The following is a 26,997-nucleotide window of genomic DNA, read 5'->3' on the forward strand; positions in this document are numbered from 1 at the left end:
AGGGACAGCCGGGGGCGCCCCGGCTTCCCAAAGGCGCATGGGTTGTCTATAGCGGTGCGAATTCCGGCCCGCCCCAGCGGGCCGATCCTAGCACCGCGAGACCCCATGTCGCTTTCGATGATGTCCACCTTTGTGAAACCGATGCACCCCGAGGGGCGCAAGTTCGTGGCGATTGCCGCTGCGATCACGCTGGTCCTGTTCTGGCTCTGGCAGCCGCTGGGCTGGATCGGTGCAGGGATCACAGTCTGGGTCTATTACTTCTTTCGCGATCCCGAGCGCGTCACGCCGGATCGGCCCGGGCTGATGGTGTCGCCTGCCGATGGAGTGATCTCGCTGCTGGAACCGGCTGTGCCGCCTGCGGAGCTGGGCTTGGGCGATGCGCCGATGACGCGGGTGTCCGTGTTCATGTCTGTGTTCAACTGCCATGTGAATCGCCTGCCGCATGAAGGCACGATCGAAACCGTGGCTTACCGCCCCGGCAAGTTCCTGAACGCTTCGCTGGACAAGGCGTCGGAGGATAACGAGCGCAACGGGCTCACCGTGCAGATCGCCGATGGCCGCCGCTACGGCGTGGTGCAGATCGCCGGGCTGGTGGCGCGGCGCATCCTGTGCTGGTCGCAAGAGGGTGAGGCGCTGCAACGCGGTGAGCGGTTCGGCCTGATCCGCTTTGGCTCGCGACTGGACATCTACCTGCCCGAGGGCGTCGCGCCGCTGGTCGAGATTGGCCAGACAATGATCGCCGGGGAAACGGTGATTGCCGATCTTGGGGTGACGGAGGGCGCATGACCGCAGAGCCGCCCCGCACCCAAAGGGACAAGGTTCCCTTTCTGATGCTCCTGCCGAACATGGTGACGCTGGGCGGGATGTGCATCGGGCTGACCTCGATCCGCTTTGCTATGGACGAACGGTTCGGAACGGCGATGCTGCTGCTCTTACTGGCAGCAATCTTTGACGGGGTCGACGGGCTGTTGGCGCGGTCGCTCAGCGCCACGTCGAAAATCGGCGCAGAGCTGGATTCGCTTTCGGATTTCCTGTGTTTCGGCGTCGCGCCTGCGATCCTTGTCTACCAGATGTACCTGTCCGGGATCGGCAGCCTCGGTTGGGTATTCGTGCTGGTCTTTGCATCGGCCACCTGTCTGCGGCTGGCGCGGTTCAACGTGCACAACACGTCTCAGGAAGAAGACGCCAAACCGATGACCTATTTCATCGGTGTGCCCGCGCCCGGCGGAGCGCTGTTGGTGCTGTTCCCGGCCTTTCTGGACTATGCCGAAATCCTGAGCTTTGGCGATCTGCCCTATGTGGTGGCGATCTGGAGCGTGATTGTGGCGCTGTTGATGGTGTCGGGGGTCCAGACCCTGTCGCCCAAGGCGCTTCGGGTGCCGCGCGCGCTGATCTGGCCGATGATGTTCACCGTGGTGATTGCCATTGGCCTTCTGTTCACCCGGCCATGGCTGGTGCTGGTGATCGTGGATACGGTCTATTCGGCCTCGCTGATCCGCAGCCTGTATCTGGCGGCGCGAAGACACCGGGGATAGGGTGAGTAGCTCTGCCTACCAAACCGGTCACACCACACGATCCAGCATCTTCAGACAGGCGTCCATCTGTTCGACGGTGATGAATTCATCGGCCATATGCGCCTGTTCGATAGAGCCGGGGCCACAGACCACCACATGAGTGCCAAGGCTCTGGAACAGCCCCGCTTCGGTGCCAAAGGCCACCAGATCCGCGCCATTCGCGCCGGTGAGCTTGGCCACCAGATCGCGGGCCGCGTTCTCTTCCATCGGTTCCAGCCCGGCCACCTCACCGATCACATCGGTCCAGATATCGGCATTGGGGTCCACTGCTTGCATCGCGGGGCGCAGCACCTGATCGACAAAGGCACTCATCTCGCCCTTGACGAAATCGGCGTCGCCCCATTGCACGGGCCGCATTTCCCAGTCCACCTCGGCCAGCGACGCGATCACGTTATGGGCCGATCCGCCATGGATGCGGCCCACATTGATCGTGGTCCAGGGCGGGTCAAAGCGGCTGCCCGATGGCACGCGGGTTTTGAGCTCTTCACGCAGTTCCAGCAGCTTGCTGACATAGCGCGTCGCATATTCGGCGGCGTTCACGCCCCGGTCGGGGGCCGATCCGTGCCCCTCAAGCCCGCGGAAATGCGCGGTGTATTCGCAGCAGCCTTTGTGGCCTTCGATAATCCGCATCGAGGTCGGTTCGCCCACGATGGCCATGTCCGGGCGCACGCCCTGGGCGCGCAGCGCATCCACCAGCGCCTGACCGCCGAGGCAGCCCACCTCTTCGTCATAGGTAAAGGCGAAATGAACCGGGCGGGACAGGTCGCGTTGCGCATAACGCTCGGCCATGGTCACCGCGCACGCGATAAACCCTTTCATGTCGCAGGTGCCGCGCCCGTAGAGCGCGCCGTCATGTTCCACCATGTCGAACGGATCACTGGACCACGGCTGATCGGTGACCGGAACAACGTCGGAATGCCCGGAGAGGACAAGCCCGCCCTCTTGTTCCGGGCCGATGGTGGCGAACATGTTGGCCTTGGTGCCGCTCTCATCGGACAGGATCTGCACCCGCGCGCCCGCATCCTCGAGCCGGTTGGCCAGGATCGCCATCATGTCGAGATTGCTGTCCGCCGACACGGTCGGACAAGCGATAAGCTCGCGCAGGAGATCGATGCTGGCGTTCAGCTGGTTCATTTCACGGTGACCTTGCGGGGCCGGTTACAGAAGGTTTCGGCCGGGCCGCTTTCGGTGATCAGGATGGATTCGGTGATCTCCAGCCCCCAATCCTCCATCCACAGCCCCGGCATGAAGTGGAAGGTCATTCCGGGTTGCAGCACGGTCTCATCCTCGGAACGCAGCGAAATGGTCCGCTCGCCCCAGTCGGGCGGATAGCTCAAGCCGATGGGGTAGCCGCAGCGCGCTGCGCGCTTGATGTCGGATTTGCCCAGCTCGTCGGCCAGCGCATTGGCCACATCACAGGCGCGGTTGCCCGCACGCGCCATCTCGATCCCGGCCTCCAGCCCGCGCAACAATGCCTCTTCGGCGCGTTTGAGGAAATCGGGCGGCGTGCCAAGAAAGATCGTCCGGCAGAGCGGTGCGTGGTAGCGGCGGTAGCAGCCCGAGATCTCAAAGAAGGTCGCTTCCCCCCCGGCGAAAGCCTTGCCGTTCCAGGTCAGGTGCGGCGCGGCGGCGTCAGGGCCGGAGGGCAAGAGCGGCACGATGGCCGGGTAGTCGCCCCAATGCCCGTCCGCGCCCTGCACCGCGTCGGCCATGGCGGCGGCGACCACTTCGTTTTTCGGCACGCCCAGTTCGGTGCGCTCCATCAGCCCGTCCATGATCTTTTCACTGATCCGCGCGGCGCGGCGCATAAAGGTGATCTCTTCGTCCGATTTCACAGCGCGGCACCAGTTGACCAGCGCGGTGGCGTCCACGATCTCGCATTGCGGCAGCCAGTTCACCAGTTCTTCATGCGCCTTGGCGCTGTAATAGTAGTTCTCCATCTCCACGCCGATCCGCGCGGCGGACAGCTCAAGGTCACCGATCCGCACCGCAAGGTCCTGCATCGGGTGGCGTTCGGTGGATTGGACAAAGTGATCCGCATAGCCCAATATCCGGTCATCATCCATCCAGACGGTGCGCAGCGCGCCATTGCTGTCCTGTTCGCGGCCCCACCAGATCGGGTCCGCATACGGAAGCACGATTACCCCCTGATGCACGTAAAAGGACCACCCGTCGTAGGCGGTCAGCCATGCCATGTTCGACGGATCGGTCACGAACAAAAGGTCCAGCCCTTTCTCGGCCATTGCCGCACGGACCTTGGTCAGGCGGCGGTCATATTCTGCGGCGGAAAAGGGGATGTCCTTGGCAAAGCGATGCATCGGCATGACGGATCCTGTGGCTATGGGGTGTGAGGTGAGACTCGGGAAATGTCATTGCCTTTGCCCCAACAAAAACGACATGGGAGGACGTTTTGCGTCGCCCGTCCGAATCCATTCCGCGCAAGCTGACTTTCTGTCCAGTTCTCGCGCCGCGACTCGGGTTCTTTGTGGCAAAATCTGCCGCATCTGCTTGAAAAACGCACGATCACTTGCCCAAAAAGAGCGCTTTGCGGCCCCGTGTGCTGAATAGTTTAGCGCTAACTAGCGGGCCATTGTCCTGAATTTCTCGAATATGATGGTCATTCGTCCTGCGGTGCCGCGAATGGTCAATGAAATGTCGCATCGCGGTTGCAGTTGCGTCCGATGCGCGTTTTACTCTTGTCCAAATAACGGGGATCACCCGAACAAAAAAACAGGGAGCCGAACTTGGCAGATAGTTCAGGGAACGACGCGTTCGTCGAATTTGAACGCGTGCAGAAAAGCTACGATGGCGAGTCACTTGTCGTCAAAGACCTCAACCTCACGATGCCAAAAGGCGAGTTTCTGACGATGCTCGGACCGTCAGGGTCCGGCAAGACCACTTGCCTGATGATGTTGGCCGGGTTCGAGACCGCGACCCATGGCGATATTCGCCTGGGCGGCACCTCGATCAACAACATCCCGCCGCATAAACGCGGCATTGGCATGGTGTTCCAGAACTACGCGTTGTTCCCGCATATGACGATCGCCGAGAACCTCAGCTTCCCGCTTGAGGTCCGCAAGATCGGCAAGTCGGACCGCGAGGAAAAAGTCAAACGCGCGCTTGATATGGTTGAAATGGGTGCCTTTGGCGGTCGTCGCCCGGCGCAGCTTTCCGGCGGTCAGCAACAGCGGATCGCGCTGGCGCGCGCGCTGGTGTTCGAGCCGGAGCTGGTTCTGATGGACGAACCGCTGGGCGCGCTGGACAAGCAGCTGCGCGAAAAGATGCAGTTTGAAATCACTGATCTGGCCCACCGTCTGGGCATCACCGTGGTCTATGTGACCCATGACCAGACCGAGGCGCTGACCATGTCGGACCGGGTGGCCGTGTTCGACGATGGCCGTATTCAGCAGCTGGCACCGCCCGATCAGTTGTACGAAGAGCCGGAAAACAGCTTTGTTGCCCAGTTCATCGGCGAGAACAACACGCTTGAAGGTACGATCAAGGAGATCAAGGGCGGCCTCGCGGTGGTGCAGCTGGACGATGGTGGACTGATCGACTGCACCCCGGTGAATGTCAGCCAGGTGGGTGAACGCACCCGGGTTTCGATCCGCCCCGAACGTGTCGAGTTCAACAAGGACCGGATGCAGGAAGGCGCGCATACGCTCAAGGCCGAGGTACTGGAATTCATCTACATGGGCGATATCTTTCGTACACGGCTGCGCGTCGCGGGCAATGACGAGTTCATCGTCAAGACCCGGAACGCGCCCGACCAGGTGCGGCTCAAGCCCGGCGAACAGATCGAGATCGGCTGGTTGCCGCAGGATTGCCGGGCGCTTGACGCGGCCTGATGCATATCGTGGCGCGCGGCTCACTCGCGGCGTACCACGGGAAAGCGGTCTGGCGCGAGTTTTACCCGTAGCCGCCCGGACCGCACAACAGATAACCAACGGGTTCAGTAGGGAGTTTAACCAATGAAACTGACCACAACTCTTATGGCGACATCGGCTCTGACCGTTGCGGCAGGCATGGCGTCTGCCGCCGGTCACGGCATGGCCGACGACATGACGCTTGTGAGCTGGGGCGGCGCGTATCAGAGCTCGCAGCAGCGCGCATATGCAGAGCCTTATATGGAAATGAACGAAGGCGTTTCGATTTCCTGGGACGAAAGCTCGGCCGAAGCTGTGGCCAAGCTGCGCGCCATGAACGAAGCCGGCAACGTGACCTGGGATCTCGTGGACGTCGTGGCGGCTGACGCCATCCGTCTGTGCGACGAAGGCCTGGCGATGGAAATCGACCCGGACGAAGATCTGGCAGCCGCGCCTGATGGCACCTCTGCCGAGGACGACTTCGGTGACCTGCTGGTCTCCGACTGCTTCATCCCGCAAATCGTCTATTCCACCACCTTCGGCTACCGCACCGACATGGTTCCGGAAGGCGTTGATGCGCCGTCCGACATCTGCTCGGTCTTCGATCTGGAAACTTATCCGGGCAAGCGCGCGCTGGAAAAGCGTCCGATCAACAACATGGAATGGGCGCTGCTCTGTGACGGCGTGGCCAAGGACGACGTCTATGACGTTCTGGAAACTCCGGAAGGTCAGGAACAGGCGCTTGCCAAGCTCGACACTATCAAGGACGACGTGATCTGGTGGTCCGCGGGTGCCGACACGCCGCAACTGCTGGCCGATGGCGAGATCTTCATGGGCTCGACCTATAACGGTCGTCTGTTCTCGGTCATCGAAGAGCAGAACCAGCCCGTCGCCATGATGTGGGACGCGCAGGTGTTCGACCTTGATGGCTGGATCATTCCCGCGGGTCTGCCTGAAGATCGTCTGGCCCGTGTGAAGGACTTCGTGATGTTCGCGACCGACACCCAGCGTCTGGCGGATCAGGCCAAGTACATCTCCTATGGCCCGGCGCGCGCCTCTTCGGCGCCGCTGGTTGGCAAGCACGCGGATCTGGGCATCGAAATGGCACAGCACATGCCGACCGATCCCAACAACGCGGCCAACACGTTCCTCTACAACTACGAGTTCTGGGCTGACTATCGCGACGACATCGACGCGAAATTCCAGGCCTGGCTGGCCAAGTAATCCGGCTTCGCGCGGGGCTGGTCCCCGCGCGATCCCAACACAAAACGACCGGGCAGGCATCGACCTGTCCGGCACTCAACAGGGGAACAGCACGATGCCCAAGGGCTATATCATTGGCCATTTCAAGGTGAACGATCCCGAGACGTACAAAGAGTACATCGAACGGGATACGCCGATTCTGTTGGGCATGGGGGCAAATTTCATCGTGCGGGGCGGTCAGAACGAGATCGTCGAAGGCGCGACCCATGACCGGCACGTGGTCATCGAGTTTCCCAGCTATGATGCCGCGCTCAAGGCGTATCATGATCCCGACTATCAACAGGTCGCCGAGATCCGCCGCCGCAGCGCAGACAGCACGATTATCGTCGTCGAAGGAGCCGAATAATGGCGGATGAAACAGCAAACGGCCCGGTGCTTTCCGCCGATGGCACCCCGCTCAAACGCTCTTTGAACAAGGCGCTGCGCGCCCAGAAAATGCGCGCGCTGATGTTGATCGCGCCGCTTCTGATCTTTGTTCTGGTCACGTTCATCGCGCCGATTGCGTCGATGTTGTTCCGGTCGGTGGAAAACCAGATCGTATCCAACACCCTGCCGCTGACTGTGACGTCGCTCAAGGAATGGGACAGCAAAAGCGGAGAAATGCCCGATGAGCAGGTTTATGAGGACCTTTTCTTTGACCTCTTCCTCGCCGCTGAAGCCAAGGAACACACCAAGCTCGGCACCCGGCTGAATTATGAAAAAACCGGCGTCTCGTCGCTGTTCCGGCAGTCGGGCAGAAAACTCGACGATATAGGCGAGGTGTATCAGGACCCGCTTGAGGACCTGAACGAAGCCTGGGAAGACGGCTCGGTCTGGTATGAGCTGATGAGCGGCGAGGGCGCGGGCAATGATGATCTGCTCGAGTCGACCGTGGAGCGCTTTAACCAGCTGACCAGATCGGATTCCGGCACGGATATTGGTTTTGTGCCGGGCGTGGCGATCACCAGCATCCTGCCCAAGACCGCGCGCGCCTACACGGCATTCGCGGTGTTCACCGTGGTCGCCGATGAGGACGTCGTTGCCGAGGAAGATCCGTGGGAAGCGGTCTATGCCGCGCTTGCGCTGGACCTGATGGCAGATGGCACCGCCGACGCGATTTCCGGCTATTCCGGGCCTCAGGCAGAGCTGCTCAAGGAAGCAGCGGCCAATGTGGACATGTTCCCGCAACCGGATTTCCGTGCGGCATTCCTCGATCTGGATGAGGATTGGGGCGACATCGAAAACTGGACAACGTTCCAGACCTATAGCCCGCGCTACACCAACGGTTACTTCCTGAACGCGGTTGACCTTCAGAAGACCCCGGACGGTTTCGAGGCGCGTCCCGAGAACCAGCAGATCTATATCCTGCTGTTCAAGCGCACGATTTTCATGTCGCTTGTGATCACTGCGTCCTGCATCATCCTAGGCTACCCGGTGGCGTGGATACTTGCCAACCTGCCGATGCGTACGGCGAACCTTTTGATGATCCTCGTGCTACTGCCCTTCTGGACCTCGCTTCTGGTGCGAACCTCGGCGTGGAAGGTGATGCTGCAGCAACAGGGTGTGATCAACGATGTGCTCGTGTGGTTGGGCATGGTGGCCGATGACGGGCGGCTGGTGATGATCAACAACCAGTTCGGCACAATCGTGGCGATGACCCATATCCTGCTGCCCTTCATGATCCTGCCGATGTATTCGGTGATGCAGACCATCAACCCGACCTATCTGCGCGCGGCAAAATCACTGGGCGCCACGAACTGGACGGCGTTCTGGCGGGTCTACTTCCCGCAATCGGTGCCGGGCATCGGCGCGGGTTCGATCCTCGTCTTCATCCTGTCGATCGGCTACTACATCACGCCGGAAATCGTGGGTGGTACGACGGGTACATTCATCTCGAACCGGATCGCCTACCACATCTCCAGCTCTTTGAACTGGGGTCTTGCGGCGGCGCTGGGCACGATCCTCTTTGCGGTCGTCCTGATCCTTTACTGGGCCTACGACCGGATCGTCGGCATCGACAACGTGAAACTGGGGTAAATCATCATGGGCACTTTCACACCGCTCGAAAAGAAACCCTACTCCTTTGTCGGCCCGGTGGTCGCTGCGGCAGGGGCTGTCATGGGCCTGTTCATTGGCACCGCCAACGGATCGTCCTTCCTTGGCGTGGTGGTGGGTGCTGTCCTTGCTGCTGCGCTGGCCTACCTGTTCACCGAACTTTGGCGGCAGGAAAAACCGGCCCGTTGGCTGATCCTTGCGGCATTCCTCGTGGCAGGCTTTGCCATGGGGGGCGTGTCCGCCGCCATCGTGGGCGGGCTGTTCGGCTGGTTCCTGGGCTGGTTCATCTTCTGGCTGGCCGAGGGGCGGTATCGCGGTCACCTTGCTCCCTATCTCACACCGGGGCAGGTGCTGTGGCACTACACATTCCGGGTGATCTGCGGGTCGATCTTTGTCTTCCTGATCACGCCGATCATCGTGGTCATGCCGCTCAGCTTCAATGCCGAGGATTTCTTTACCTTCACCCCGGAAATGCTGCGTTTTGACCCCGAAGGCTATTCGCTCAAGCATTACCGCGATTTCCTGACCAATACGGAATGGACATCCGCGGTGTGGAACTCGGTCAAGATCGCGCCAGTTGCCACGCTGATCTCGGTGTCGCTGGGGACATTGGCGGCCATCGGCCTGAGCCAGAGCCACGTGCCGTTCAAACGCTCGATCATGGCGATCCTGATCTCACCGATGATCGTGCCGCTGATCATCTCGGCGACCGGTATGTACTTCTTCTACTCCTCCATCGGCATTCAGGGCACATATTGGGGCGTCGTGCTGGCCCACGCGGTGCTGGGCATTCCCTTTGTGATCATCACGGTGACCGCCACGCTGGTCAGCTTTGACCGGTCTCTGACCCGTGCGGCGGCGAATATGGGGGCCGATCCGGTGACCACCTTCTTCCGCGTGCAGATGCCGCTGATCCTGCCGGGCGTGATCTCGGGCGGGCTGTTCGCCTTCATCACCTCCTTTGACGAGGTGGTCGTGGTGATCTTCCTTGGCTCTGCGGAACTGCAAACGCTGCCATGGCAGATGTTCACCGGGTTGCGCGAACAGATCTCGCCCACGATCCTTGCGGCGGCAACGATTCTGGTGTCGATCTCGATCCTTCTTCTGGCGACGGTCGAAATGCTGCGCCGCCGGTCCGAGAAACTACGCGGTATGACTCCGGGGTGAGGGTGACCGCAAGAAACACCGCAAAAGGGCGTCCGTCGGGGCGCCCTTTTTATGTCTGGGCCACTCGCAGGGTCCGATCCGTCCTTGTGGCTCTGGACCCCGGCCTGCCGCCAATGAACGGTTTCCCACCCGGTTTGATCCTGCGCAAAGCGGGTTCCCCCGGCGTGATGTCAAATGAGACCGCCAATCCTGGCAGCGAACGGGAGGATCAAAGCCATGTACAAGAACCTTTTGATACCGGTTGTTCTCGATGATGCGCACGACACGCAGGCGTCGTTTCTGGCGGCCAAGGCGCTCGCGGATGACGGTGCGGAATTCACTGTGATGCATGTTGTCGAGGAGATGCCGGCCTATGTTGCGAGCCAGATACCGGCGGATCTTGCCGCCTCGACCCGGGCCGAGATCGAACGCAGGCTGGCGAGTCTGGCCAAGGGCCTGCCGGGCGCAAAGCCCAAGCTGGTGCATGGGCATGCTGGCCGGACGATTGTCGATTATGCGACCGACAACAAGGTGGACTGCATTATCGTGGCGTCCCATATTCCCGGTTTGCAGGACTATTTTCTGGGCTCCACCGCGGATCGCGTCGTGCGTCATGCCCGGTGTGCGGTGCACGTGATCCGCTAGAGCTGATACCCTTTGCGGTGGATGCTTTTGCTCTGCTGCGCCTTGCCCTTGCGCGCGGGGCAGGTCATGGTCCCGGCGATATCAGATTGCCGGAGACCCGCCCATGTCCTTTACCCTTGCCACCTGGAACATCAACTCCGTCCGGCTGCGCGCCGATCTGGTGGCCAAGCTTCTGACGGACGAAGCGCCCGATGTACTGTGCCTGCAGGAATGCAAAAGCCCGGTGGACAAGATCCCGGTTGAGGTGTTTCAGGCGCTGGGCTACGGCCACATGGTCGCCCGTGGGCAAAAGGGCTATAACGGCGTGGCGATCCTGTCCAAACTGCCGATCCGTGATGTGGGGGACAGGGATTTCGCGTCACTCGGTCATGCCCGCCACGTGGCGGGGCAGTTGGAGAACGGGGTCACGATCCACAATTTCTATGTCCCGGCGGGCGGCGACAAACCGGACCGCGAGGTGAACGAGAAATTCGGTCAGAAGCTCGATTACCTGACCGAGATGCGCGATTGGTTCCACGGGGAGCGACCCGAGAAATCCATTCTTGTTGGCGACCTGAATATCGCCCCGCGCGAAGACGATGTCTGGAGCCACAAGCAGCTTCTTAAGGTGGTCTCGCACACGCCCATCGAGGTGGAGCATCTGGGCGAGACACAGGATGCGGGGCGTTGGGTCGATATCACCCGACAGGATATCCCGGAGGGGCAGCTTTACAGCTGGTGGTCCTATCGTGCCAAGGATTGGGATGCCGCCGACAAGGGCCGCAGGCTTGACCATATCTGGGCCACGCCGGATATTTCCAATGCGGGCCATTCCAGCCGTATCCTGCGCGATGCGCGGGGCTGGGAAAAACCTTCGGATCATGCACCGGTTTTTGCTACATTCGATCTGTAACCTACCGGAGCACACGCCATGTCCCAGATTCCTGCCGAGGATGCCCTGCCCGAAGACGTACTTGCCTTCTGGTTTCCCGACGGGCTGGAGCACAAGGGGCAGGACGCGCACATGGCGTTCTGGCAAAGCCGGATGCAGGGCGGCATGGACGAGGCGATCATAAAAACCATGGCGGATGTGACCGCCGCCGCTGCGCGCGGACAGTATGACCATTGGGCCGACACCGCCCATGGTCGGCTCGCGCTGCTGATCGCGCTGGACCAGTTCCCGCGCTCGCTCTGGCGTGATACGCCAGCCGCCTTCGGACAGGACATCAAGTCCAACCTGCTGGTGCTCGAGGGGATCAAGAACGGCCATTTCGATGCGCTGAAATGGCCCTGGGAAAAGAATTTCTACCTGATTGCGCTCTGCCATTGCGAGGGGCCGGATCACCTTGCCCGCATCGACCTTGCCATTGAGCTTGCGGAAAAGGTCGTTGAGACCATCGACGGGCCACTCCGCGAGGGCTACGCTGACATGGCCATGCAGCCGCGCCGCGTGCGCGAGGTGATCGAACGCTTTGCCCGCCATCCGCATCGCAACGCGTTTTATGGGCGGCTTTCGACGCCGGATGAAGCGGCCTATGTGGAGCATGGGGAGTTTCCCCATAACCGCAAGATCGACGCCTAGGGATTGGTTGCAATCACGCCTGCCAGCGCCGCACCCAGCGCCCGATGCGCTTCGGCTTCGAAATGCACGCCGTCCAGCGCGCTGCTTTCGATCACGTCGCCCGCGTTGAAGAACCGCGCGCCCTTGGCCCGGGCCAGCGCGGCAAATCCTTCGGCCAGCGGGCCGACCGCCTCGGCGCCAAAAAACTCCGTGGCAAGACAGCCGCGTTCCAGAACCGGTGGCGGGCAGATCAGCAACATGTCGAATCCGCCATGCAGGGCCTGCATTTCGGGATGTAGTGCGATGTCCAGAAGACCGGCGGCCCCGGCGGTGATCTTTGCGGCGGACGGGTTGAACCGCGTCTTGCAATCATTGGTGCCCAGCATGATCAGCAACAGATCCACGGGCCGGTGACAGCCCAGCGCAATGCGCGGCCCGTCCTGCCCGTTCATGTGCCGCCCCATGACAGGATCATCCAGCCCTGTGGTTCGTCCGGGCAACCCCTCTTCGATTACGGACCAGTCGGTCCCCAGGGCAGCACCGAGCACGGCGGGCCATCGTGTATCGGGACCGAACCGGCCCGGCGCCCCGCGTGCGTGCATCGGGGGGTAGCCATGGGTATTGGAATCCCCGTAGGCCAGCAGGGTTTTCGTCATTCTGTGCCCTTTCACATGACTGCCCCGGAATGCTAGACAGCAGACAAGCCAAGGTAAACCGCGTCGGGGGGCTTGGACGCCACCCCGTCGCCGCCCATATAGGGCAAAACGCATATGAAGGAGCGCGCCATGCTGGAGCTTGGGCAATCGCAAAATTCTGGCCCCGCTGCGGGCGATCTGATCAAGGATGTCTCCGAGGCCGATTTCATGGCCGAGGTGGTGGATGCCTCGATGCAGGTGCCGGTGATCGTCGATTTCTGGGCACCCTGGTGCGGCCCGTGCAAGACGCTGGGTCCGATGTTGGAAGAGGCGGTGACCAAGGCCAAAGGCGCGGTCAAAATGGCCAAGGTCAATGTGGATGAAAACCAGATGATTGCGGGTCAGCTGCGGGTGCAGTCGATCCCGACGGTCTATGCCTTTTGGCAGGGACAGCCTGTGGACGGCTTTCAGGGCGCGGTGCCGGGGTCCGAGATTCAGGCCTTTGTCGAACGCGTGGTTCAGGCGGCGGGCGGTGATGCGTCCGGTGGGCTGGACGATGCCATGGCGGCGGCCGAAGAGATGCTGGAACAGGGCGCGGCGGTGGATGCGGCGCAGACCTTCAGCGCCATTCTGGGTGAAGAACCTGCCCATGCCGGGGCATATGGCGGACTGGTGCGTGCGCATATCGCGATGGACGATCTGGATCAGGCCGAGGCGATCCTGAACGGAGCACCGGCCGAAATTTCCGGCGCGCCGGAACTGGAAGCCGCCCATGCGCAGCTTGAACTGGCCAAACAGGCTGCCGATGCCGGTCCGATTGCCGAGCTGCGCGCGCAGGTCGAGGCCAACCCGGACGATCATCAGGCGCGCTATGATCTGGCGCAGGCCATTTATGCCAGCGGCGATGGTGAGACGGCGGTGAACGAATTGCTGGAGCTGTTCCGCCGTGACCGCGAATGGAATGACGGCGCGGCCAAGGCGCAGCTTTTCACCATTTTCGAGGCGCTCAAGCCCGATGATCCTGTCGCTTTGAACGGGCGCCGCAAACTGTCGTCTATGATATTTGCCTAGATCGCTGGCAACGCTAGGTTTGCTGTTATGAAAAGCATTGCGGACCTGCCCGACACGATCCCCGTTTTCCCGTTGCCCGGGGCGCTGTTGTTGCCCCGGTCGCGGCTGCCTTTGCATATCTTCGAGCCGCGCTACCTCGCCATGATCGAGGATTGCATGAAGACGCCGCAGCGGCTGATCGGGATGGTCCAGCCCAATCCGCGCCCGGGGGCCGACACGCAGCTCTATGCCATTGGCTGTGCCGGTCGGTTGTCGCAGTTTTCCGAAACTGAAGACGGGCGCTACATGATTACGCTGACCGGCATCTCCCGGTTCCGCATCCGGCAGGAGATCGACGGGTTCACACCCTATCGTCGCTGTGATGTGGACTGGGCCGGGTTTGACCGCGATCTTGGCGGCGGCGAAAGCGATCCGGGGTTTGATCGTGCGGCTTTTATGAAGCTGTTGGGCCGTTTTTTCGAGACCCGCTCGCTTTCCGCGGACTGGAGCACATTGGAAGACGCGGATGACGAGCTTCTGATCAATTCGCTGGCCATGCTGCTTGAGTTCGAACCAGAGGACAAACAGGCCTTGCTTGAAGCGCCGTCGCTTGGCACACGGCGTGAAACGCTGGTCACCCTGATCGAGTTCGCGCTGAGGGGTGGGAATGCCGAGGAGATACTGCAATGACCCAGGACGAGACACAGGTGTCTGATGCCGGATTTGACCGCCGGATGCTGGAAGCTCTGGTCTGTCCGCGCAGCCACGGGCGTTTGGAGTATGATGCCGACAAACAGGAACTGGTGTCGAAATCCGCAGGGCTTGCCTATCCAATCCGCAATGGCATTCCGCTGATGCTGGTGGACGAGGCGCGCAGTCTCGACTGAGCGGCCCGGCGGGCAAAAAAATGGAGCCCCGAAGGGCTCCAGTCTGCTGCTCGGCTTTTTTGCCTGTTGTTGTTCTATAGAGTCGGAATCGTCAGCGTCATGCCCGGGCGGATTGCGCTGGGGGCCGGGAGCTTGTCTCGATTGGCCATGAACAGGATGTCATGCGCGGTCGTCGTGCCGTAATGGCGCAGCGCGATCCCGGCAAGGCTGTCTCCGGGCTGCACCACATAAGTCAGGTCGCCCTCGGGCGCGAGCGACGGCGTCTGTGCGGGGGGCGCGGTTCCCGCGTTGGATTTCTGGACGAGTGAATCCAGAATGGTTGCGGTATCCACCTCTCCCGAGGAGGTGACGATTGCGTCAGGGGCGGCGACCTGCCCCTTGCCCACCGCCTCGTTGATGAGCGAGTCGACATAGGCATCGGGCTTGCCCTCGCGCACGGCCTGAATAATCAGCGCATTCAGCGATTGTGGCCTGTTCACGTCGGATTTGGGTACAAGTGACGGCGTACCACCCAGCCCGGCCAGAACAGTGTCGGTCAGATTGCGCATTTCGTCGCTGTGGCCGCCGGTCTGGGTGGCAACCTGGCGTAGCCGGTCGCCAGTGACGGGGCGGCGCAATTCGGACAGGATGGATTGGGTCATCAGGTCAATCGGGTTCGCGGCATCGCTACTCGACAGTGTTTCTGGCGCTTTGGCCTGCGTCGTTCGATGAGCCGTTTCGAACAATCCGCCGCGCGGTTCTTCAAACGGGGTGCTGTCAGCGCGAGTGGCGGCAGACGTTACACCCGGGCCATCTCGCTCCGTGCCTTCGGGGTCGCCCATCTGGGTGACCAGAAGGGCAATTGTGACCGAAAGAAACCCGGCGGCAAGGAGGAAAAGTCTGATCACGGGTTTGGCATCCTTGTCATTGGGTTGATCCCTTCATGGCAACGGTCAGCCCAAGCTGTTGCCAGACCTGCATGCCACCCCGGTAATAGAGGAGTTTTTCGGGCGGGTAGCCCGCGTCCAGCAGGTTTCGGATCGCGCGTGGGGTCTGATCGCACCATGGGCCATTGCAAAAGAGCAGAAGATCGCGCGCTGCGGAAAAACTCCATCCGCCATTGGACTCAAATCCGCCCAAAGCACGCAGAATATCGTTCCGGTACGGATTTTGCGGATCCAGGGTGTTGAAGGGCAGGTTAATGGCTCCGGGAACCGATCCCTTGGCAAACCACTCCGGAACGCGGGTATCCAGCAAAAGCCCTTGACCGGTCGCAACATGGCTTTCCAGGAAATCCATGAGCTCCAGTTCGCCCACAGTCTCGACGCCCGGTGCGACCACCATCGGCGTGATGCAAAAGGGCGGGCAGGGTCGCGACGTCTTGGAGTATTCGCCGCTGAGCTGGTGATCGGGATTCTGAATGCGGCCAATCACGATCGGGGTGCCGTTGATAACGAGGCTGCGTTCCGCTTCCGTTTCAGTTAAGCGCACGTCCTGGGCAGCTGCCATGGAGCAGATACTCAAAAACACAACGGAAAAAGCCGCCGCCAACCGCAACATGAAACGTCCCCCAAGAACTGATTACGCCACATATAGAACAAGGGCAGGCATATTGGCGCATCGTCCCTACATGCATCGAAATATAGATGCACAATTGGGATTCCGTCAACGGGGAGTGATTCGTTTTTCTGGCCCATTTTGGCGAATCACACAAGATACGTGTGGATCGCCGTTGGAAATTTCTAGCTGTAGTTGCGCAACACGTGACCTGCCAGGTAGAGCGATCCGCAAATCAGGATGCGCGCGTTCGGCTCCCGCGTGACAATGTGCTGGATAGCTGAGGGGATATCAGCCGCTTCAGACGCGCTGAGACCGGCGGATACGGCCGCCGCCGCCGTGTCAGAGGCGGCAAGCGTGTTGGTTTCCCCCGGAATGGAGAGCGCGACCAGTTCCGTGACCGCACCAGAAAGCGGACGCAGGTAGCCGCCGATATCCTTGGTGTTGAGCATACCGCAGATCGCGTAGGTCGGGCGCGGGGGCAAACGGTTCAGAACCCGGCCCAAGGCCTCACCGGCCGCGGCATTGTGCCCGCCGTCCAGCCAGATCTCGGCCCCGGGGGCCATGTCGACGAGCGCGCCTTCGGTGATCCTCTGCATCCGCGCGGGCCATTCGGCGCGGGTCACCGCAGCTTCGGCGCTGGCGTCGTCATATCCCAGATGGCGCAGCGCGGCGATGGCGGCCCCGGCATTGTCGATCTGGTGATCGCCGGGCAGGTTGGGCAGGGGCAAATCCAACAGCCCGTTTTCGTCCTGATAGGTCAGACGCCCACGTTCCTCAAAGGCATGCCAGTGTTGTCCATGCGCGAATACAGGCGCGCCCAGCTCGGCGGCGCGGGCCTCGATCACATCCATGGCCTCTTCAGCCTGGGGGCCAATCACACAAGGTACGCGGCGTTTGATAATACCGGCCTTTTCACCGGCAATAGCCGCAATCGTGGTGCCCAGGAATTGTTCATGATCGCGTGACACTGGCGTGATGATCGTCAGCGCCGGGGTTCCGATCACGTTGGTGGCGTCCAGACGCCCGCCAAGCCCCACTTCGAGTAGCGTGTAATCGGCAGGCGTCCGCGCCATGGCAAGGAGCGCGGCGCAGGTGGTGATTTCGAAATAGGTGATGTTTTCGCCACCATTGGCGGCGTAGCATTCATCCAGCACCTCGGTCAGATGCGGTTCCGAGATCAGCTCACCGGCCAGCCGGATGCGTTCATGAAACCGCGCCAGATGCGGCGAGGTATAGGCATGCACGCGTTTGCCCGCAGCCTCCAGCCCGGCTCGGATCATCGCCTGTGTGCTGCCCTTGCCGTTGGTGCCCGCGATATGGATCACTGGGGGCAGGTCGTTCTGGGGATTGCCCAAAGCCTCAAGAAGACGCCAGACCCGGTCCAGCGTCAGGTCGATGACCTTGGGGTGCAGCGCCATCATCCGTTCAAGGATGACGTCCGATGTGGGGGCGGTCATTTGGTTTCGCTGTCCTCGGCGGGCGCACTTGATGTGCTGGTCTCATCCGGGCTTGGCAAATCGCCGTGAATGGCGGGCGGCAGGCCCATGAGCATACGGGTGATGGTGATCAGCTCGCCGCGCAGTTCCTTGCGCGGGGTCACCCGGTCCAGCATACCATGTTCCAGCAGGTATTCGGCGCGCTGGAACCCTTCGGGCAGCTTTTCGCGGATCGTCTGTTCAATCACGCGCGGCCCTGCGAAACAGATCAGCGCATTGGGCTCGGCAATCTGCACATCGCCCAGCATCGCATAGGACGCGGTCACACCTCCGGTGGTGGGGTGCGTCAGCACAACGATATAGGGCAGGCCCGCTTCCTTGAGCATCTGCACCGCAACCGTCGTGCGCGGCATCTGCATCAGGCTGAGAATACCTTCCTGCATCCGTGCGCCCCCGGCGGCGGAAAACAGGATCAGCGGGCAGCGGTGTTCAACAGCGGCTTCTGCGGCGGCAACGATGGCGTTGCCCACATACATGCCCATGGAGCCGCCCATAAAGGAAAAGTCCTGCGCCGCGGCAACAATGGGCGTGCGGCCAATCTCGCCATGTGCGACCAGCATCGCCTCTTTCTCGCCGGTGGATTTCTGGGCGCTGCGCATCCGGTCGGGGTATTTCTTCTGATCGCGGAAATGAAGCGGGTCGGCCACCGGTTCCGGCACGTCGATCTCGGCAAAGACGCCACCGTCGAACAGCGTCTCGAACCGGTCGCGCGGGGTGATCGCCATATGGTGTCCGCAATTGGTGCAGACATTCAGGTTGTCCCTGATTTCGCGGTGAAACAGCATCGCGCCGCAATCGTCGCATTTCGACCAGAGGTTATCCGGCACTTCCCGGCGCGAGAAGATCGAGTTGATGCGCGGGCGCACGTAATTGCTGATCCAGTTCATGAAAACCCTGTCTTGCTTGGCCGGACGCGGCGTGTCGTGCCCTCGAAATAAGCCTCTGGCGCGGGATTTGCAATCACAGCCGCAGTGCCAGCCTTGCGGCAAGCCATGAAATCACCAGAGCGACGAACTCGGCAGGCAAAAGCGCGCGGAATGCCTCTGCGTCTTCCGCTCCGAAGGGCAGGACATAAAGGGCAAGCGCGCCCATGTCGCCGGGCAGGCTGACCAACAGAATGGCGGATATGTTGACCGAGATATGTACCGCGATGGCCGCACCCAGCGTGCCGGAGCGCGCGGTCAGGTCCGCCATGGCAAGACCGAAAACACCGGCCCAGAACACGACCGGCCAGGCTTTGCCGTCATAGAGCGCGGGGGAATAATGCGCCAGTGCAAACAACGCAGAGGGCAGGCCGAGCCAGATGGACGGATGTCTGTACCGGGCTGAAAGCTGTTGTTGCAGATACCCGCGAAAGACCATTTCCTCTGCCGTGCATTGCAGAATGATCGCGGGCACTGCGAAGGGCAGGATCATCAGCCACTGGCCAAAGGGCCTGTTGGATACGAGTACATGCGGTGCGGCGTAGGCCATGGTCAATCCGACCGCACTAATGGCGATCAATTGCAGCGGCAAAACCTTCAGAAAATCGCGCCGCGCCTGCAACGGATCACCAAAAAGGCTGCGTGCGGGGCGTTTGTGCCATGACTGGACAATGATCGCCGCAGCAACGCCCATCAGCGCGACAAGAAGCAATTGCGTGATGATGATCGCCGGCCCGCCGCGCGTGTCTTGGAACAGAGGCAGCAACACCGCGGTTGCCGACCAGACAAGAGCAAGATAAATGGCGCACCCGCCCAGCGTTCCCAACGCCGTCCGCCAGAGTTCCGGCGCGTCTTTTGCGGCGTCACTGAAGCGTGACTGAGCCTGATAGGGGGAAGAAAAACGTGCCATCCAGCCCGGCATAAGCTCCCCGACAGGTAGGGGCAAGCGCCCAAAGACGCTTGCCAGCGTCCGGGGGCTTGGCTATCCCGGATATGGGAGTGACGGGAGGACGGCAGAGCTTTGGCACTGCAACCCCCGGTGTTCATGAGGAATTTTGTATGGTGACCGGTTTGGGGAGAGTTCAGCCATTGGTTTACCTGAAACGGGTCGTGACAAGTGCGCTGCTGCTGTGGACACTCGCCGCGTGCACATTGACCGCGCCCGGCAATGGGTTCTTGTCCGGGGGGGACCGGTCAGAGACGCCAAAGGCGCTGACGCGGGCAACGCTGGGCGGTGGTGATGTGATCCTTCGGGGTCCCGATGGCTGGTGTATCGAACCCTCGTCGCTCCGGTCCCGGACAAGCGACAACTTCGCCAGCCTTGCCGGATGCCATGCGCTCACTCAGGGGGCGTCGGGTACGCCGGTGCCTTATGGCATTCTGACTGTCGCGGTCTCTGCGCCGCGTGCCCCGGGCGATGTCGATGTTCAGCAAGCCCTGCGTCAGGCGGTGTCGGATCAACCCCTGATTTCCACAAGTATTGAGGACGGTGTGGCGCTGGTGCATCTTGCACCAGAACGCAGCGCAACGGCCGAGGGTCTGGGCGACCCCCATTGGCGCGGCGTTTTCGTTCAGGGGCGGCGGGTTGTGATGCTGGCGGCCTATGGGCCAGAGAATGGCGCGATCTCCGGTAAGGATGGCGGGCGGCTTTTGCTGGATCTGGCGGGGTCAATCCGTGCCTCCAGCCCGGATCTGCCCGAGGCCAAACCGGCCGAGCCGGGGTTTGAACTTGGGGCTGGTCTAAAGCGTTTGTTCAATTGAAAGGTCTTTGCGTAGAATCGGACCCGAGGCATATCGGCTGAAAGAGCAGGAAAAGGCGTAAGCATGGCACGGCAAGGTGGCGGATTACTGGAACGGCTGAATTATCGCACGTCGCTGCGCAATTGGACCGCTGCGGCGCGCGCCGCGGGAGAGACTCCGCTTGCCGAATTGCGGCAACAGCAGCTACGCGCGCGAAAACTGCGCCACCAGCTTGACGAATTGCTGCATCAGGCCGAGTTCCGGCTGGCCTTGCCGCAAATCGGGTCCGATACGGTGCCCGCGCCGCATGACGCGGATTGGTGCTGGCGTCCGCCGCTTTGGCATGGTCCGCTTCCCGAGCCGGGCGCTGCGTCGGTTGAAAGCGGGTATTCTTTCGGGTCCGGGGTGACGTTGTTCCATGATTGCCGGATTTCCGAACTGACCCTGCGCCAGATCCGCAACACGCGCGAGGGCGATCTTGCTGCCTTTGGTCTGCGCATGGATGTGTTCCAGTTTGACGGGTCCTACCTGTCGCTTGCGATCGACCTTCCCTCTGAGGCGGCACAGGGGCTGACCCGGGGGCATCTGATCCGGGTGGATACCACTGTCGAGCTGGAGCGCCCGCTTGAAATCTTTGCGCGGCTCAACATCAAGCATGGGCCGAATACCGACCAGATGGTGCGTGAGCTTCCGCTGGGGGCCGGGGACTGCTTTGTCGAATTTGACCTTGCCTATAGCAAGCTGAATGAAAAACGCGTGGAAAAGCTCTGGCTGGACCTGATTTTCGAAGGGCCGCAAATGAACCAGGTGATCCTGCGGGACCTGACCTGCAACCGCCGTCCGCGTGCAGAATTGTGAGGGAAGTGACATGAGCGAGCTGGTGCTGGAAAAAACCCGTTTCTTCCAAGGCGTCTGGGAAGGCATCCTGCGCGACCGGTCGCCCGGCGCGGGCGACCCCACGATCAATGTCATGCTGGATGACAAACCGGTCGGCACGCCCGAGCTGAGCCCCGGGTCGGATGACGAGACATGGTCGGTCCGCTATCCGGTGCCCGCGCGGCTATTGGGCGAAGGCGCGCATACGCTGGTTTTTGCGGATGCGACGAATGGCGATGTGCTGGACACATTCTCCATCATCGCGGGCGAGGCGCTGGGCGATGATATCCGCGCTGAGGTCAATCTTTTGCGCGCCGAACTGGACATGCTCAAACGCGCCTTCCGCCGCCATTGTAGTGAAACCGGCTGAGGCTGGTCAGGGGGTAACTGTAAAGCTGACGCAGCGTGTCGCGCCATGAGCGTGACCCCACGTTTCACGTGACAAGTTGACCTTGTTGCGGTGAACGTCACCTCCAGAAGAAGGAGGCCGCCATGACCCGCTACCCAAACCTGTTCCGTCCGCTCGATCTTGGCCATACCACGCTGAAGAACCGCGTTCTCATGGGCTCGATGCATACCGGGTTGGAAGAGACAAAAGACTGGAACCGTGTGGCCGAATTTTACGCAGAGCGTGCGCGGGGCGGTGTGGCGCTCATGGTGACGGGCGGTATGGCTCCCAACCGCGAGGGCGGGGTGTTTCCCGGCGCGGCGGGTCTGTTCACGCCCGACGACATTGCCAATCACCGTATCGTCACCGACAGGGTACATCAGGCGGGCGGCAAGATTGCCATGCAGATCCTGCATGCGGGGCGCTATGCCTACAGCCCGGATTGTGTTGGCCCCAGCCCGGTCAAGTCTCCGATCTCGCCATTTCCGCCCAAGGAACTGGACGAAGACGGGATCGAAAAACAGATCGCCGATATTGCGACTGCCGCCGCCCGCGCCCGCGAGGCAGGCTATGACGGGGTCGAGGTGATGGGGTCCGAGGGGTATTTCATCAACCAGTTCCTTGTGACCCATACCAACAAGCGCACGGATCGCTGGGGCGGGTCTTATGAAAACCGTATGCGGTTGCCGATTGAGGTGATGAAACGGGTGCGCGCGGCGGTGGGCGATGACTTTATCATCATTTATCGCCTGTCGATGATTGATCTGGTGCCAAACGGCTCGACCCATGAGGAGGTGGTGCAACTGGCGCAGGAGATCGAGAAAGCGGGTGCCAGCATCATCAACACCGGCATCGGCTGGCACGAGGCGCGCATTCCGACGATTGCCACCAGCGTGCCGCGCGCGGGCTTTGCCTGGGTTACGAAAAAGCTGATGGGCAAGGTCGGTATCCCGGTGATCACGTCGAACCGGATCAACACGCCGGAGATTGCCGAAGAGGTGTTGTCCGAGGGCTGCGCGGACATGGTCAGCATGGCGCGCCCCTTCCTTGCTGATGCGCATTTCGTGGCCAAGGCCGAGGCGGGGCAATCGGCGCTGATCGCGCCCTGCATCGCCTGCAATCAGGCCTGTCTCGATCATACGTTCAGCGGCAAGATTTCGACCTGTCTGGTCAATCCGCGCGCCTGCCACGAGACCGAGCTGCAAATCCAACCGGCGACCCAAACGAAAAAGGTCGCCATTGTCGGAGCGGGTCCCGCTGGCCTGTCCACGGCGATCACCGCGGCAGAACGGGGACATGCCGTGACGCTTTTTGACAAGTCCGACGAGATCGGCGGCCAACTCAATATGGCCAAGAAAGTCCCCGGCAAGGAAGAATTCTGGGGTCTGGTGGATTGGTTCGGCGCGTCGCTTGAGGCCGCCAGGGTCACCGTGCAACTGGGCCAGACCGTGGGCGCGGAGGATCTGGACGGGTTTGACGAGGTGATCATTGCGACAGGGGTGCTGCCGCGTGATCCGGGTATCGAAGGGCAGGACGGGCCAAATGTGCTGGGCTATGTCGATGTGCTGCGCGGCGGGGCCGAGGTGGGCAAGCGCGTGGCCATCATTGGTGCCGGTGGCATCGGGTTCGATGTGGCAGAGTATCTGGTCGAGGACACGCCCTCACCCACGCTGGACCTTCAGGAGTGGAAGGCGCAGTGGGGTGTGGGCGATCCCGAAGAGACGCCCGGTGGGCTTTCGCCAAAAGGGCCACAGCCCGAGCCGCCGAAACGCGAGGTGGTGCTTCTTCAACGCAAGCAGGAGAAACCGGGCAAACGGCTGGGCAAGACGACAGGCTGGATTCATCGCGCGGCGCTCAAGCTGAAGAACGTGGAGATGAAAGCGGGCGTGAACTACGAACGCATCACAGCTGAAGGGTTGTGGATCAGCAGCGGCGAGGCGCGGGAAAACCCGCAATTGCTTGAGGTCGACACGATTGTGCTTTGCGCTGGGCAGGTGTCCGAGCGGTCTCTGGCGGATGCGCTGAGGGAGAAGGGCATCACCGCGCATGTGATCGGCGGTGCCGATGTCGCGGCAGAACTGGATGCCAAGCGTGCGATCAATCAGGGGGTTCGACTGGCGGCGACGCTGTAGAAAGATGGCAGGCGGGCAGAACCGCCGAACCTACATTCATTCTATGGTGATGCTGATCACGTCAGAATGCACAGCCAGATCGTGTGGCACATGCTTCAGGCCGCGTCTGCCTTTTCGGCGTTCGGGCTGGACCGTTATGTGGACCCTGCGTCAAAAGATGACGCGTTTCGTGAAGCGTAACAGTCCAGCGAAAACCGCGATATTGTCAGGCACCCGCCGCAGTGCTGCCCGATTTCGACATCATACCTGTTCCTCGGGGTGCTTATAAACCGAGGATGTCATATGGACCGCCTGACAGAAATGGAAGCTTTTGCCACCGTCGTGGACCAGGGCGGCTTCACGGATGCTGCCAAGAAAATGGGAATTTCGAAATCTGCCGTTTCGAAACACGTTTCCTCTTTGGAAGCCCGTCTTGGTGCGCGGCTTTTGAACCGCACGACCCGGCGTGTCAGCCCGACCGAAATTGGCCTTGCCTATTATGATCGCGCCCGACGCGTGCTCAATGACGCGGGAGAGGCGGATGCGCTTGTCACCTCGATGCAATCGGCACCTTCCGGTCTGTTGCGGATCTCCGTGGCGACGGATTTTGGCGTCAATCACATGAGTCCCATTTTGGGCGAATTCCTGACCGAGTTTCCGGACATCACGGTGAACATGGTCCTGAATAACCGCTACGTGGAGCTGATCTCGGAAGGGTTCGACATGGCCGTGCGCATTGGTGAGTTGGAAGACAGCACCCTACGCGCCCGCAAGCTGACCGAGACCACCAAGCGCATGATTGCCGCGCCGTCCTATTTCCAGAAATACGGCCGCCCGCAGCGCATTGATGATCTGAACGAACACAAGCTTCTGCACTATTCCAACCAATCCAGCGGCAATGTCTGGAAGGTGACCGCGCCGTCCGGCGAAAAGCGCCAGGTGCGCACCGCCGGATGGCTGAGCGTGAATGACGGGCAATCGCTGCTCAATGCTGCCATTGCCGGGCTGGGTATCGCTTACCTGCCGTCATTCCTCTACGCAGATGCGATGGAGCAGGGGTTGGTCGAAGATGCCATTCCGGATCTTCCTGTGGAGACCCAGGGTATTTATGCGGTCTATCCCCCGGGCCGGTTTACCCAGCCCAAGGTGCGCGCCTTTATCGACTTCCTTGTGCATGCCTTTGCCGACAAGGGGCCGACCGACTGGTAAGCCCCGTCGCGCTCAGTCCCGCGACACCATGCGGCCCATCGGGTTTCCGCCAAGGATATGGACGTGAAGGTGCGGAACCTCCTGCACGCCGTTGCGCCCTGCATTTGAAATCAACCGGAACCCATCGCCACCCGGAAGATCCACCCCGGCCATTTTGGCCACCGTACCCACGGTGCGTGTATAGTCGATGATTTCGGCGTCGCTGGCTTCCAGCGCGAAATGGTCAAAGCTAACATACGCGCCCTTGGGGATGACCAGAATATGGACCTTGGCCTGCGGGTTGATGTCGTTGAAGGCCAGCGAATGCTCGGATTCAAAGACTGTATCATTCGGGATCTCGCCGCGCAGGATTTTGGCAAAGATGTTTTCGGGGTCGTAAGCGTAGGACATTCAGGTCTCAATCTGCAAAAAGGTGATCGGTTCGCGCGAGGGCCTCGGCGGTTTCACGGGGAACCTGGAGGAAATCGCAGATGGCGTCGGCATTGACGTCGTCGGTATCGGTTTCACGAATGCGGCTGTGATGCGAAAACTCCGCCGCGCGGATCGCATCGCTTTCGTAAGTGAGGTCATTGCGGATGGTCGGTAGCAGGCGCTGAAGCGTTTCTGGTTTGGTGTGCTCCCCGGCCAACCCCACACGGCGCGCATGCCCGGTCAGGTATTCATCGCTGAACTGGCACTGGATTTCGAGAATCCGGGTATCGGACCGGTCGCCATAGAAGTCCTGCAACAGGTCCAGATTGGCCGGATCAAGGCAGATGATCAGCTTGTCCGTATCGTAGTAGTCAAACAGCATGCGCATCAACGCGCGGCGGTGGCGATGGCGTTTGCCCATGGTGGATTGCAGCCCGCCCAGATCGGGCAATTCGCAGGCATCCTCATTGAACAGGTATTCGACTGCCGGGACATTGGTGAGCTGCCGGATGCGCGCAACGAGCCGCTTGGCCACATGCCATTTCTTGCACACCACGATCAACATCTCACGGTCACGCCCGAGCGAGCCTTCGTTCTCCCAGAAACGTGGCGCAAAGCGACGGCCGACCCGGCCTTTTTCGGTCAGGAACTTGTGCAGGCTGCGGCCTTCGTTCGAGATCTGGAATTCCGTGCTTTCCGAAGAATAGAGCACGCCCAGACGGCGTTTGAGTTCATGCGCCTCGGCGCTGATCTTACGCGCAAACAGGAAATCCTGGCTCAGCAACAGGTCATAGTGGTCATTGTAGAAATTGACCGGCATGCCATAGTCGGAGAACATCAGGAAGGTCAGCGTGCGTGTCTTGATCTCGTCCTCTGGCACCAGATGGCGCACCAATGTCTGGAAAAACGTCTCATCCGGGATCCATGTGGTCCGGAAAAACCGCATCACGTCCTTGCGTGTTCGGCAGAAATCCAGAATCCATTCGATCGTCCGACGGCGCAGGCACCACCACTGGCTGCCGATCATGATCTGCAGGTCTGGCGGAATGTCCCGCGTCAGGTTCAGCCGCTTCTGAATGTCCATCGACGCATAGAACAGCCGCTTGTGCGTGCGTTCGTTAAAATAGTGGCGGTAGATCAGGCGTTCTGCCTTGATACCGGTCTTGATCCAGTCGCTCTCAAAAAAATCGAAGCTTTCGATATAGTCCACGTCCCGTTCATCCAGGAACTCATGCGTGTACTCGGCCGATTTGATCGCCATGCAGTCGCCCGACAGCATGTAAAAATGCGTCGCCTTGGGAAAGGCATCGACCGCGGCCTCGACCGCATAGAGAGACGCCTGCACAAGGCTCCATTCCCCCCAGCCGCACTTGATGCGCTTGCGGGCAAAAGTAACATGGTCATTATCGGCCAGCGCCTTGCGGATCTTGGCAAAGTCACCTGCATCGGCACGGGCATCGAAATGGATCGACATATAGTCGCCAGCCGCTGTCAGCCGCTGCGCCTGCTTGATGATGGCCTCGGGGTCCTTGTGGCACAGCAATATGAAGGCGATTTTTGCCATGTCGAACTGTGATCTTCCTCACTTTGCGACCTGAATACCAGTTAAAGCTGAATTGTCTTTGAATAAACAGGCTTTATTCACTTTTTCAAACCAGAGTATA

At 60.9% G+C, this 26,997-nt stretch carries 28 protein-coding genes; 18 read left to right on the top strand and 10 right to left on the bottom strand.

Translation table 11 applies throughout. From position 1 onward, the window contains the following. Positions 1–105: 105 nt before the first annotated feature. Complete coding sequence (locus PGB28_RS04850; protein ID WP_271420362.1) at positions 106–786, top strand: phosphatidylserine decarboxylase; 681 nt, start codon at positions 106–108, stop codon at positions 784–786. Beyond that, a complete protein-coding gene (pssA, locus tag PGB28_RS04855) occupies positions 783–1,535 on the top strand; it encodes a CDP-diacylglycerol--serine O-phosphatidyltransferase (RefSeq protein ID WP_271420363.1) in 753 nt (250 codons plus the stop codon). The genes PGB28_RS04850 and pssA overlap by 4 nt, the downstream gene beginning before the upstream one ends. A 27-nt stretch (positions 1,536–1,562) precedes the next feature. Here the strand turns inward: pssA and argE are convergent, their stop codons facing one another. Both argE and PGB28_RS04865 read right to left on the bottom strand, forming a co-directional pair. Then, the gene (argE, locus tag PGB28_RS04860) at positions 1,563–2,708 is read right to left on the bottom strand and encodes an acetylornithine deacetylase (RefSeq protein WP_271420364.1); all 1,146 of its coding nucleotides are present in this window, start codon (positions 2,706–2,708) and stop codon (positions 1,563–1,565) included. After that, complete coding sequence (locus PGB28_RS04865; protein ID WP_271420365.1) at positions 2,705–3,898, bottom strand: M24 family metallopeptidase; 1,194 nt, start codon at positions 3,896–3,898, stop codon at positions 2,705–2,707. Before PGB28_RS04865 ends, argE begins: the two co-directional genes overlap by 4 nt. A 420-nt stretch (positions 3,899–4,318) precedes the next feature. Between PGB28_RS04865 and PGB28_RS04870 the strand changes: the two genes are divergently transcribed. The 8 genes from PGB28_RS04870 to PGB28_RS04905 all read left to right on the top strand — a co-directional run bounded on the left by PGB28_RS04870 (position 4,319) and on the right by PGB28_RS04905 (position 12,089). Further along, positions 4,319–5,422, top strand: a complete 1,104-nt coding sequence (locus tag PGB28_RS04870; RefSeq protein ID WP_271420366.1) for an ABC transporter ATP-binding protein — start codon at positions 4,319–4,321, stop codon at positions 5,420–5,422. Between the two features lie 123 nt (positions 5,423–5,545). Beyond that, complete coding sequence (locus PGB28_RS04875) at positions 5,546–6,664, top strand: extracellular solute-binding protein (protein ID WP_271420367.1); 1,119 nt, start codon at positions 5,546–5,548, stop codon at positions 6,662–6,664. A 94-nt stretch (positions 6,665–6,758) separates the two neighbouring features. Further along, positions 6,759–7,049 carry a DUF1330 domain-containing protein gene (locus PGB28_RS04880; protein ID WP_271420368.1) on the top strand — a complete coding sequence of 97 codons (291 nt, stop codon included), beginning with the start codon at positions 6,759–6,761 and terminating at the stop codon, positions 7,047–7,049. After that, positions 7,049–8,719: an ABC transporter permease gene (locus PGB28_RS04885; protein ID WP_271420369.1), complete on the top strand. Its 1,671-nt coding sequence runs from the start codon at positions 7,049–7,051 to the stop codon at positions 8,717–8,719. Before PGB28_RS04880 ends, PGB28_RS04885 begins: the two co-directional genes overlap by 1 nt. A gap of 6 nt (positions 8,720–8,725) precedes the next feature. Beyond that, a complete protein-coding gene (locus PGB28_RS04890; protein ID WP_271420370.1) occupies positions 8,726–9,904 on the top strand; it encodes an ABC transporter permease in 1,179 nt (392 codons plus the stop codon). 216 nt (positions 9,905–10,120) lie between these two features. Further along, entirely contained in the window at positions 10,121–10,528 is a 408-nt protein-coding gene (locus PGB28_RS04895; protein WP_271420371.1) for a universal stress protein, read from the top strand. 103 nt (positions 10,529–10,631) lie between these two features. Then, a complete protein-coding gene (locus tag PGB28_RS04900) occupies positions 10,632–11,420 on the top strand; it encodes an exodeoxyribonuclease III (RefSeq protein WP_271420372.1) in 789 nt (262 codons plus the stop codon). An 18-nt stretch (positions 11,421–11,438) separates the two neighbouring features. Beyond that, the gene (locus PGB28_RS04905) at positions 11,439–12,089 is read left to right on the top strand and encodes a DUF924 family protein (protein ID WP_271420373.1); all 651 of its coding nucleotides are present in this window, start codon (positions 11,439–11,441) and stop codon (positions 12,087–12,089) included. On the opposite strand, the gene PGB28_RS04910 is transcribed toward PGB28_RS04905, so the two are convergent. Beyond that, complete coding sequence (locus PGB28_RS04910; RefSeq protein WP_271420374.1) at positions 12,086–12,724, bottom strand: SGNH/GDSL hydrolase family protein; 639 nt, start codon at positions 12,722–12,724, stop codon at positions 12,086–12,088. The genes PGB28_RS04905 and PGB28_RS04910 overlap by 4 nt on opposite strands. Positions 12,725–12,853: 129 nt before the next feature. Between PGB28_RS04910 and trxA the strand changes: the two genes are divergently transcribed. From trxA to PGB28_RS04925, 3 genes are read left to right on the top strand one after another with little or no spacing between them, the layout of a single operon-like run. Then, on the top strand, positions 12,854–13,774 hold the full coding sequence (gene trxA, locus PGB28_RS04915; RefSeq protein WP_271420375.1) for a thioredoxin: 921 nt from the start codon (positions 12,854–12,856) through the stop codon (positions 13,772–13,774). 27 nt (positions 13,775–13,801) lie between these two features. Continuing rightward, positions 13,802–14,443 (top strand): LON peptidase substrate-binding domain-containing protein, encoded by a 642-nt coding sequence (locus tag PGB28_RS04920; RefSeq protein ID WP_271420376.1) that lies wholly within the window; start codon positions 13,802–13,804, stop codon positions 14,441–14,443. Further along, positions 14,440–14,640 (top strand): Trm112 family protein, encoded by a 201-nt coding sequence (locus PGB28_RS04925; RefSeq protein WP_271420377.1) that lies wholly within the window; start codon positions 14,440–14,442, stop codon positions 14,638–14,640. The genes PGB28_RS04920 and PGB28_RS04925 overlap by 4 nt, the downstream gene beginning before the upstream one ends. A 74-nt stretch (positions 14,641–14,714) precedes the next feature. Here the strand turns inward: PGB28_RS04925 and PGB28_RS04930 are convergent, their stop codons facing one another. The 5 genes from PGB28_RS04930 to PGB28_RS04950 all read right to left on the bottom strand — a co-directional run bounded on the left by PGB28_RS04930 (position 14,715) and on the right by PGB28_RS04950 (position 19,508). Next, positions 14,715–15,527 (bottom strand): LysM peptidoglycan-binding domain-containing protein, encoded by an 813-nt coding sequence (locus tag PGB28_RS04930; protein WP_271420378.1) that lies wholly within the window; start codon positions 15,525–15,527, stop codon positions 14,715–14,717. Positions 15,528–15,543: 16 nt separating this feature from the next. Next, positions 15,544–16,128 (bottom strand): rhodanese-like domain-containing protein, encoded by a 585-nt coding sequence (locus PGB28_RS04935; RefSeq protein WP_271420379.1) that lies wholly within the window; start codon positions 16,126–16,128, stop codon positions 15,544–15,546. A gap of 233 nt (positions 16,129–16,361) precedes the next feature. Beyond that, positions 16,362–17,636 (bottom strand): bifunctional folylpolyglutamate synthase/dihydrofolate synthase, encoded by a 1,275-nt coding sequence (locus PGB28_RS04940; protein WP_271420380.1) that lies wholly within the window; start codon positions 17,634–17,636, stop codon positions 16,362–16,364. Continuing rightward, positions 17,633–18,562, bottom strand: coding sequence for an acetyl-CoA carboxylase, carboxyltransferase subunit beta (accD, locus tag PGB28_RS04945; RefSeq protein WP_271420381.1), 930 nt, complete (start codon positions 18,560–18,562; stop codon positions 17,633–17,635). Before accD ends, PGB28_RS04940 begins: the two co-directional genes overlap by 4 nt. A gap of 73 nt (positions 18,563–18,635) precedes the next feature. Further along, positions 18,636–19,508, bottom strand: coding sequence for a CPBP family intramembrane glutamic endopeptidase (locus PGB28_RS04950; RefSeq protein ID WP_271420382.1), 873 nt, complete (start codon positions 19,506–19,508; stop codon positions 18,636–18,638). A gap of 179 nt (positions 19,509–19,687) precedes the next feature. Between PGB28_RS04950 and PGB28_RS04955 the strand changes: the two genes are divergently transcribed. The 5 genes from PGB28_RS04955 to PGB28_RS04975 all read left to right on the top strand — a co-directional run bounded on the left by PGB28_RS04955 (position 19,688) and on the right by PGB28_RS04975 (position 24,922). After that, positions 19,688–20,359, top strand: coding sequence for a hypothetical protein (locus tag PGB28_RS04955; protein ID WP_271420383.1), 672 nt, complete (start codon positions 19,688–19,690; stop codon positions 20,357–20,359). Between the two features lie 63 nt (positions 20,360–20,422). Then, the gene (locus PGB28_RS04960; RefSeq protein WP_271420384.1) at positions 20,423–21,196 is read left to right on the top strand and encodes a DUF6478 family protein; all 774 of its coding nucleotides are present in this window, start codon (positions 20,423–20,425) and stop codon (positions 21,194–21,196) included. 10 nt (positions 21,197–21,206) lie between these two features. Next, complete coding sequence (locus PGB28_RS04965) at positions 21,207–21,584, top strand: hypothetical protein (RefSeq protein ID WP_271420385.1); 378 nt, start codon at positions 21,207–21,209, stop codon at positions 21,582–21,584. Between the two features lie 122 nt (positions 21,585–21,706). Then, positions 21,707–23,734 carry an NADPH-dependent 2,4-dienoyl-CoA reductase gene (locus PGB28_RS04970; RefSeq protein WP_271420386.1) on the top strand — a complete coding sequence of 676 codons (2,028 nt, stop codon included), beginning with the start codon at positions 21,707–21,709 and terminating at the stop codon, positions 23,732–23,734. 282 nt (positions 23,735–24,016) lie between these two features. Beyond that, positions 24,017–24,922, top strand: coding sequence for a LysR family transcriptional regulator (locus tag PGB28_RS04975; RefSeq protein ID WP_271420387.1), 906 nt, complete (start codon positions 24,017–24,019; stop codon positions 24,920–24,922). 12 nt (positions 24,923–24,934) lie between these two features. Here PGB28_RS04975 and PGB28_RS04980 read toward each other — a convergent pair whose 3' ends face one another. Both PGB28_RS04980 and PGB28_RS04985 read right to left on the bottom strand, forming a co-directional pair. Next, entirely contained in the window at positions 24,935–25,312 is a 378-nt protein-coding gene (locus PGB28_RS04980) for a histidine triad nucleotide-binding protein (protein ID WP_271420388.1), read from the bottom strand. Positions 25,313–25,319: 7 nt separating this feature from the next. Continuing rightward, positions 25,320–26,897: a DUF5928 domain-containing protein gene (locus PGB28_RS04985; RefSeq protein ID WP_271420389.1), complete on the bottom strand. Its 1,578-nt coding sequence runs from the start codon at positions 26,895–26,897 to the stop codon at positions 25,320–25,322. Positions 26,898–26,997: the final 100 nt, after the last annotated feature.

Source organism: Primorskyibacter aestuariivivens, from assembly GCF_028023675.1.
Classification (GTDB): domain Bacteria; phylum Pseudomonadota; class Alphaproteobacteria; order Rhodobacterales; family Rhodobacteraceae; genus Marinovum; species Marinovum aestuariivivens.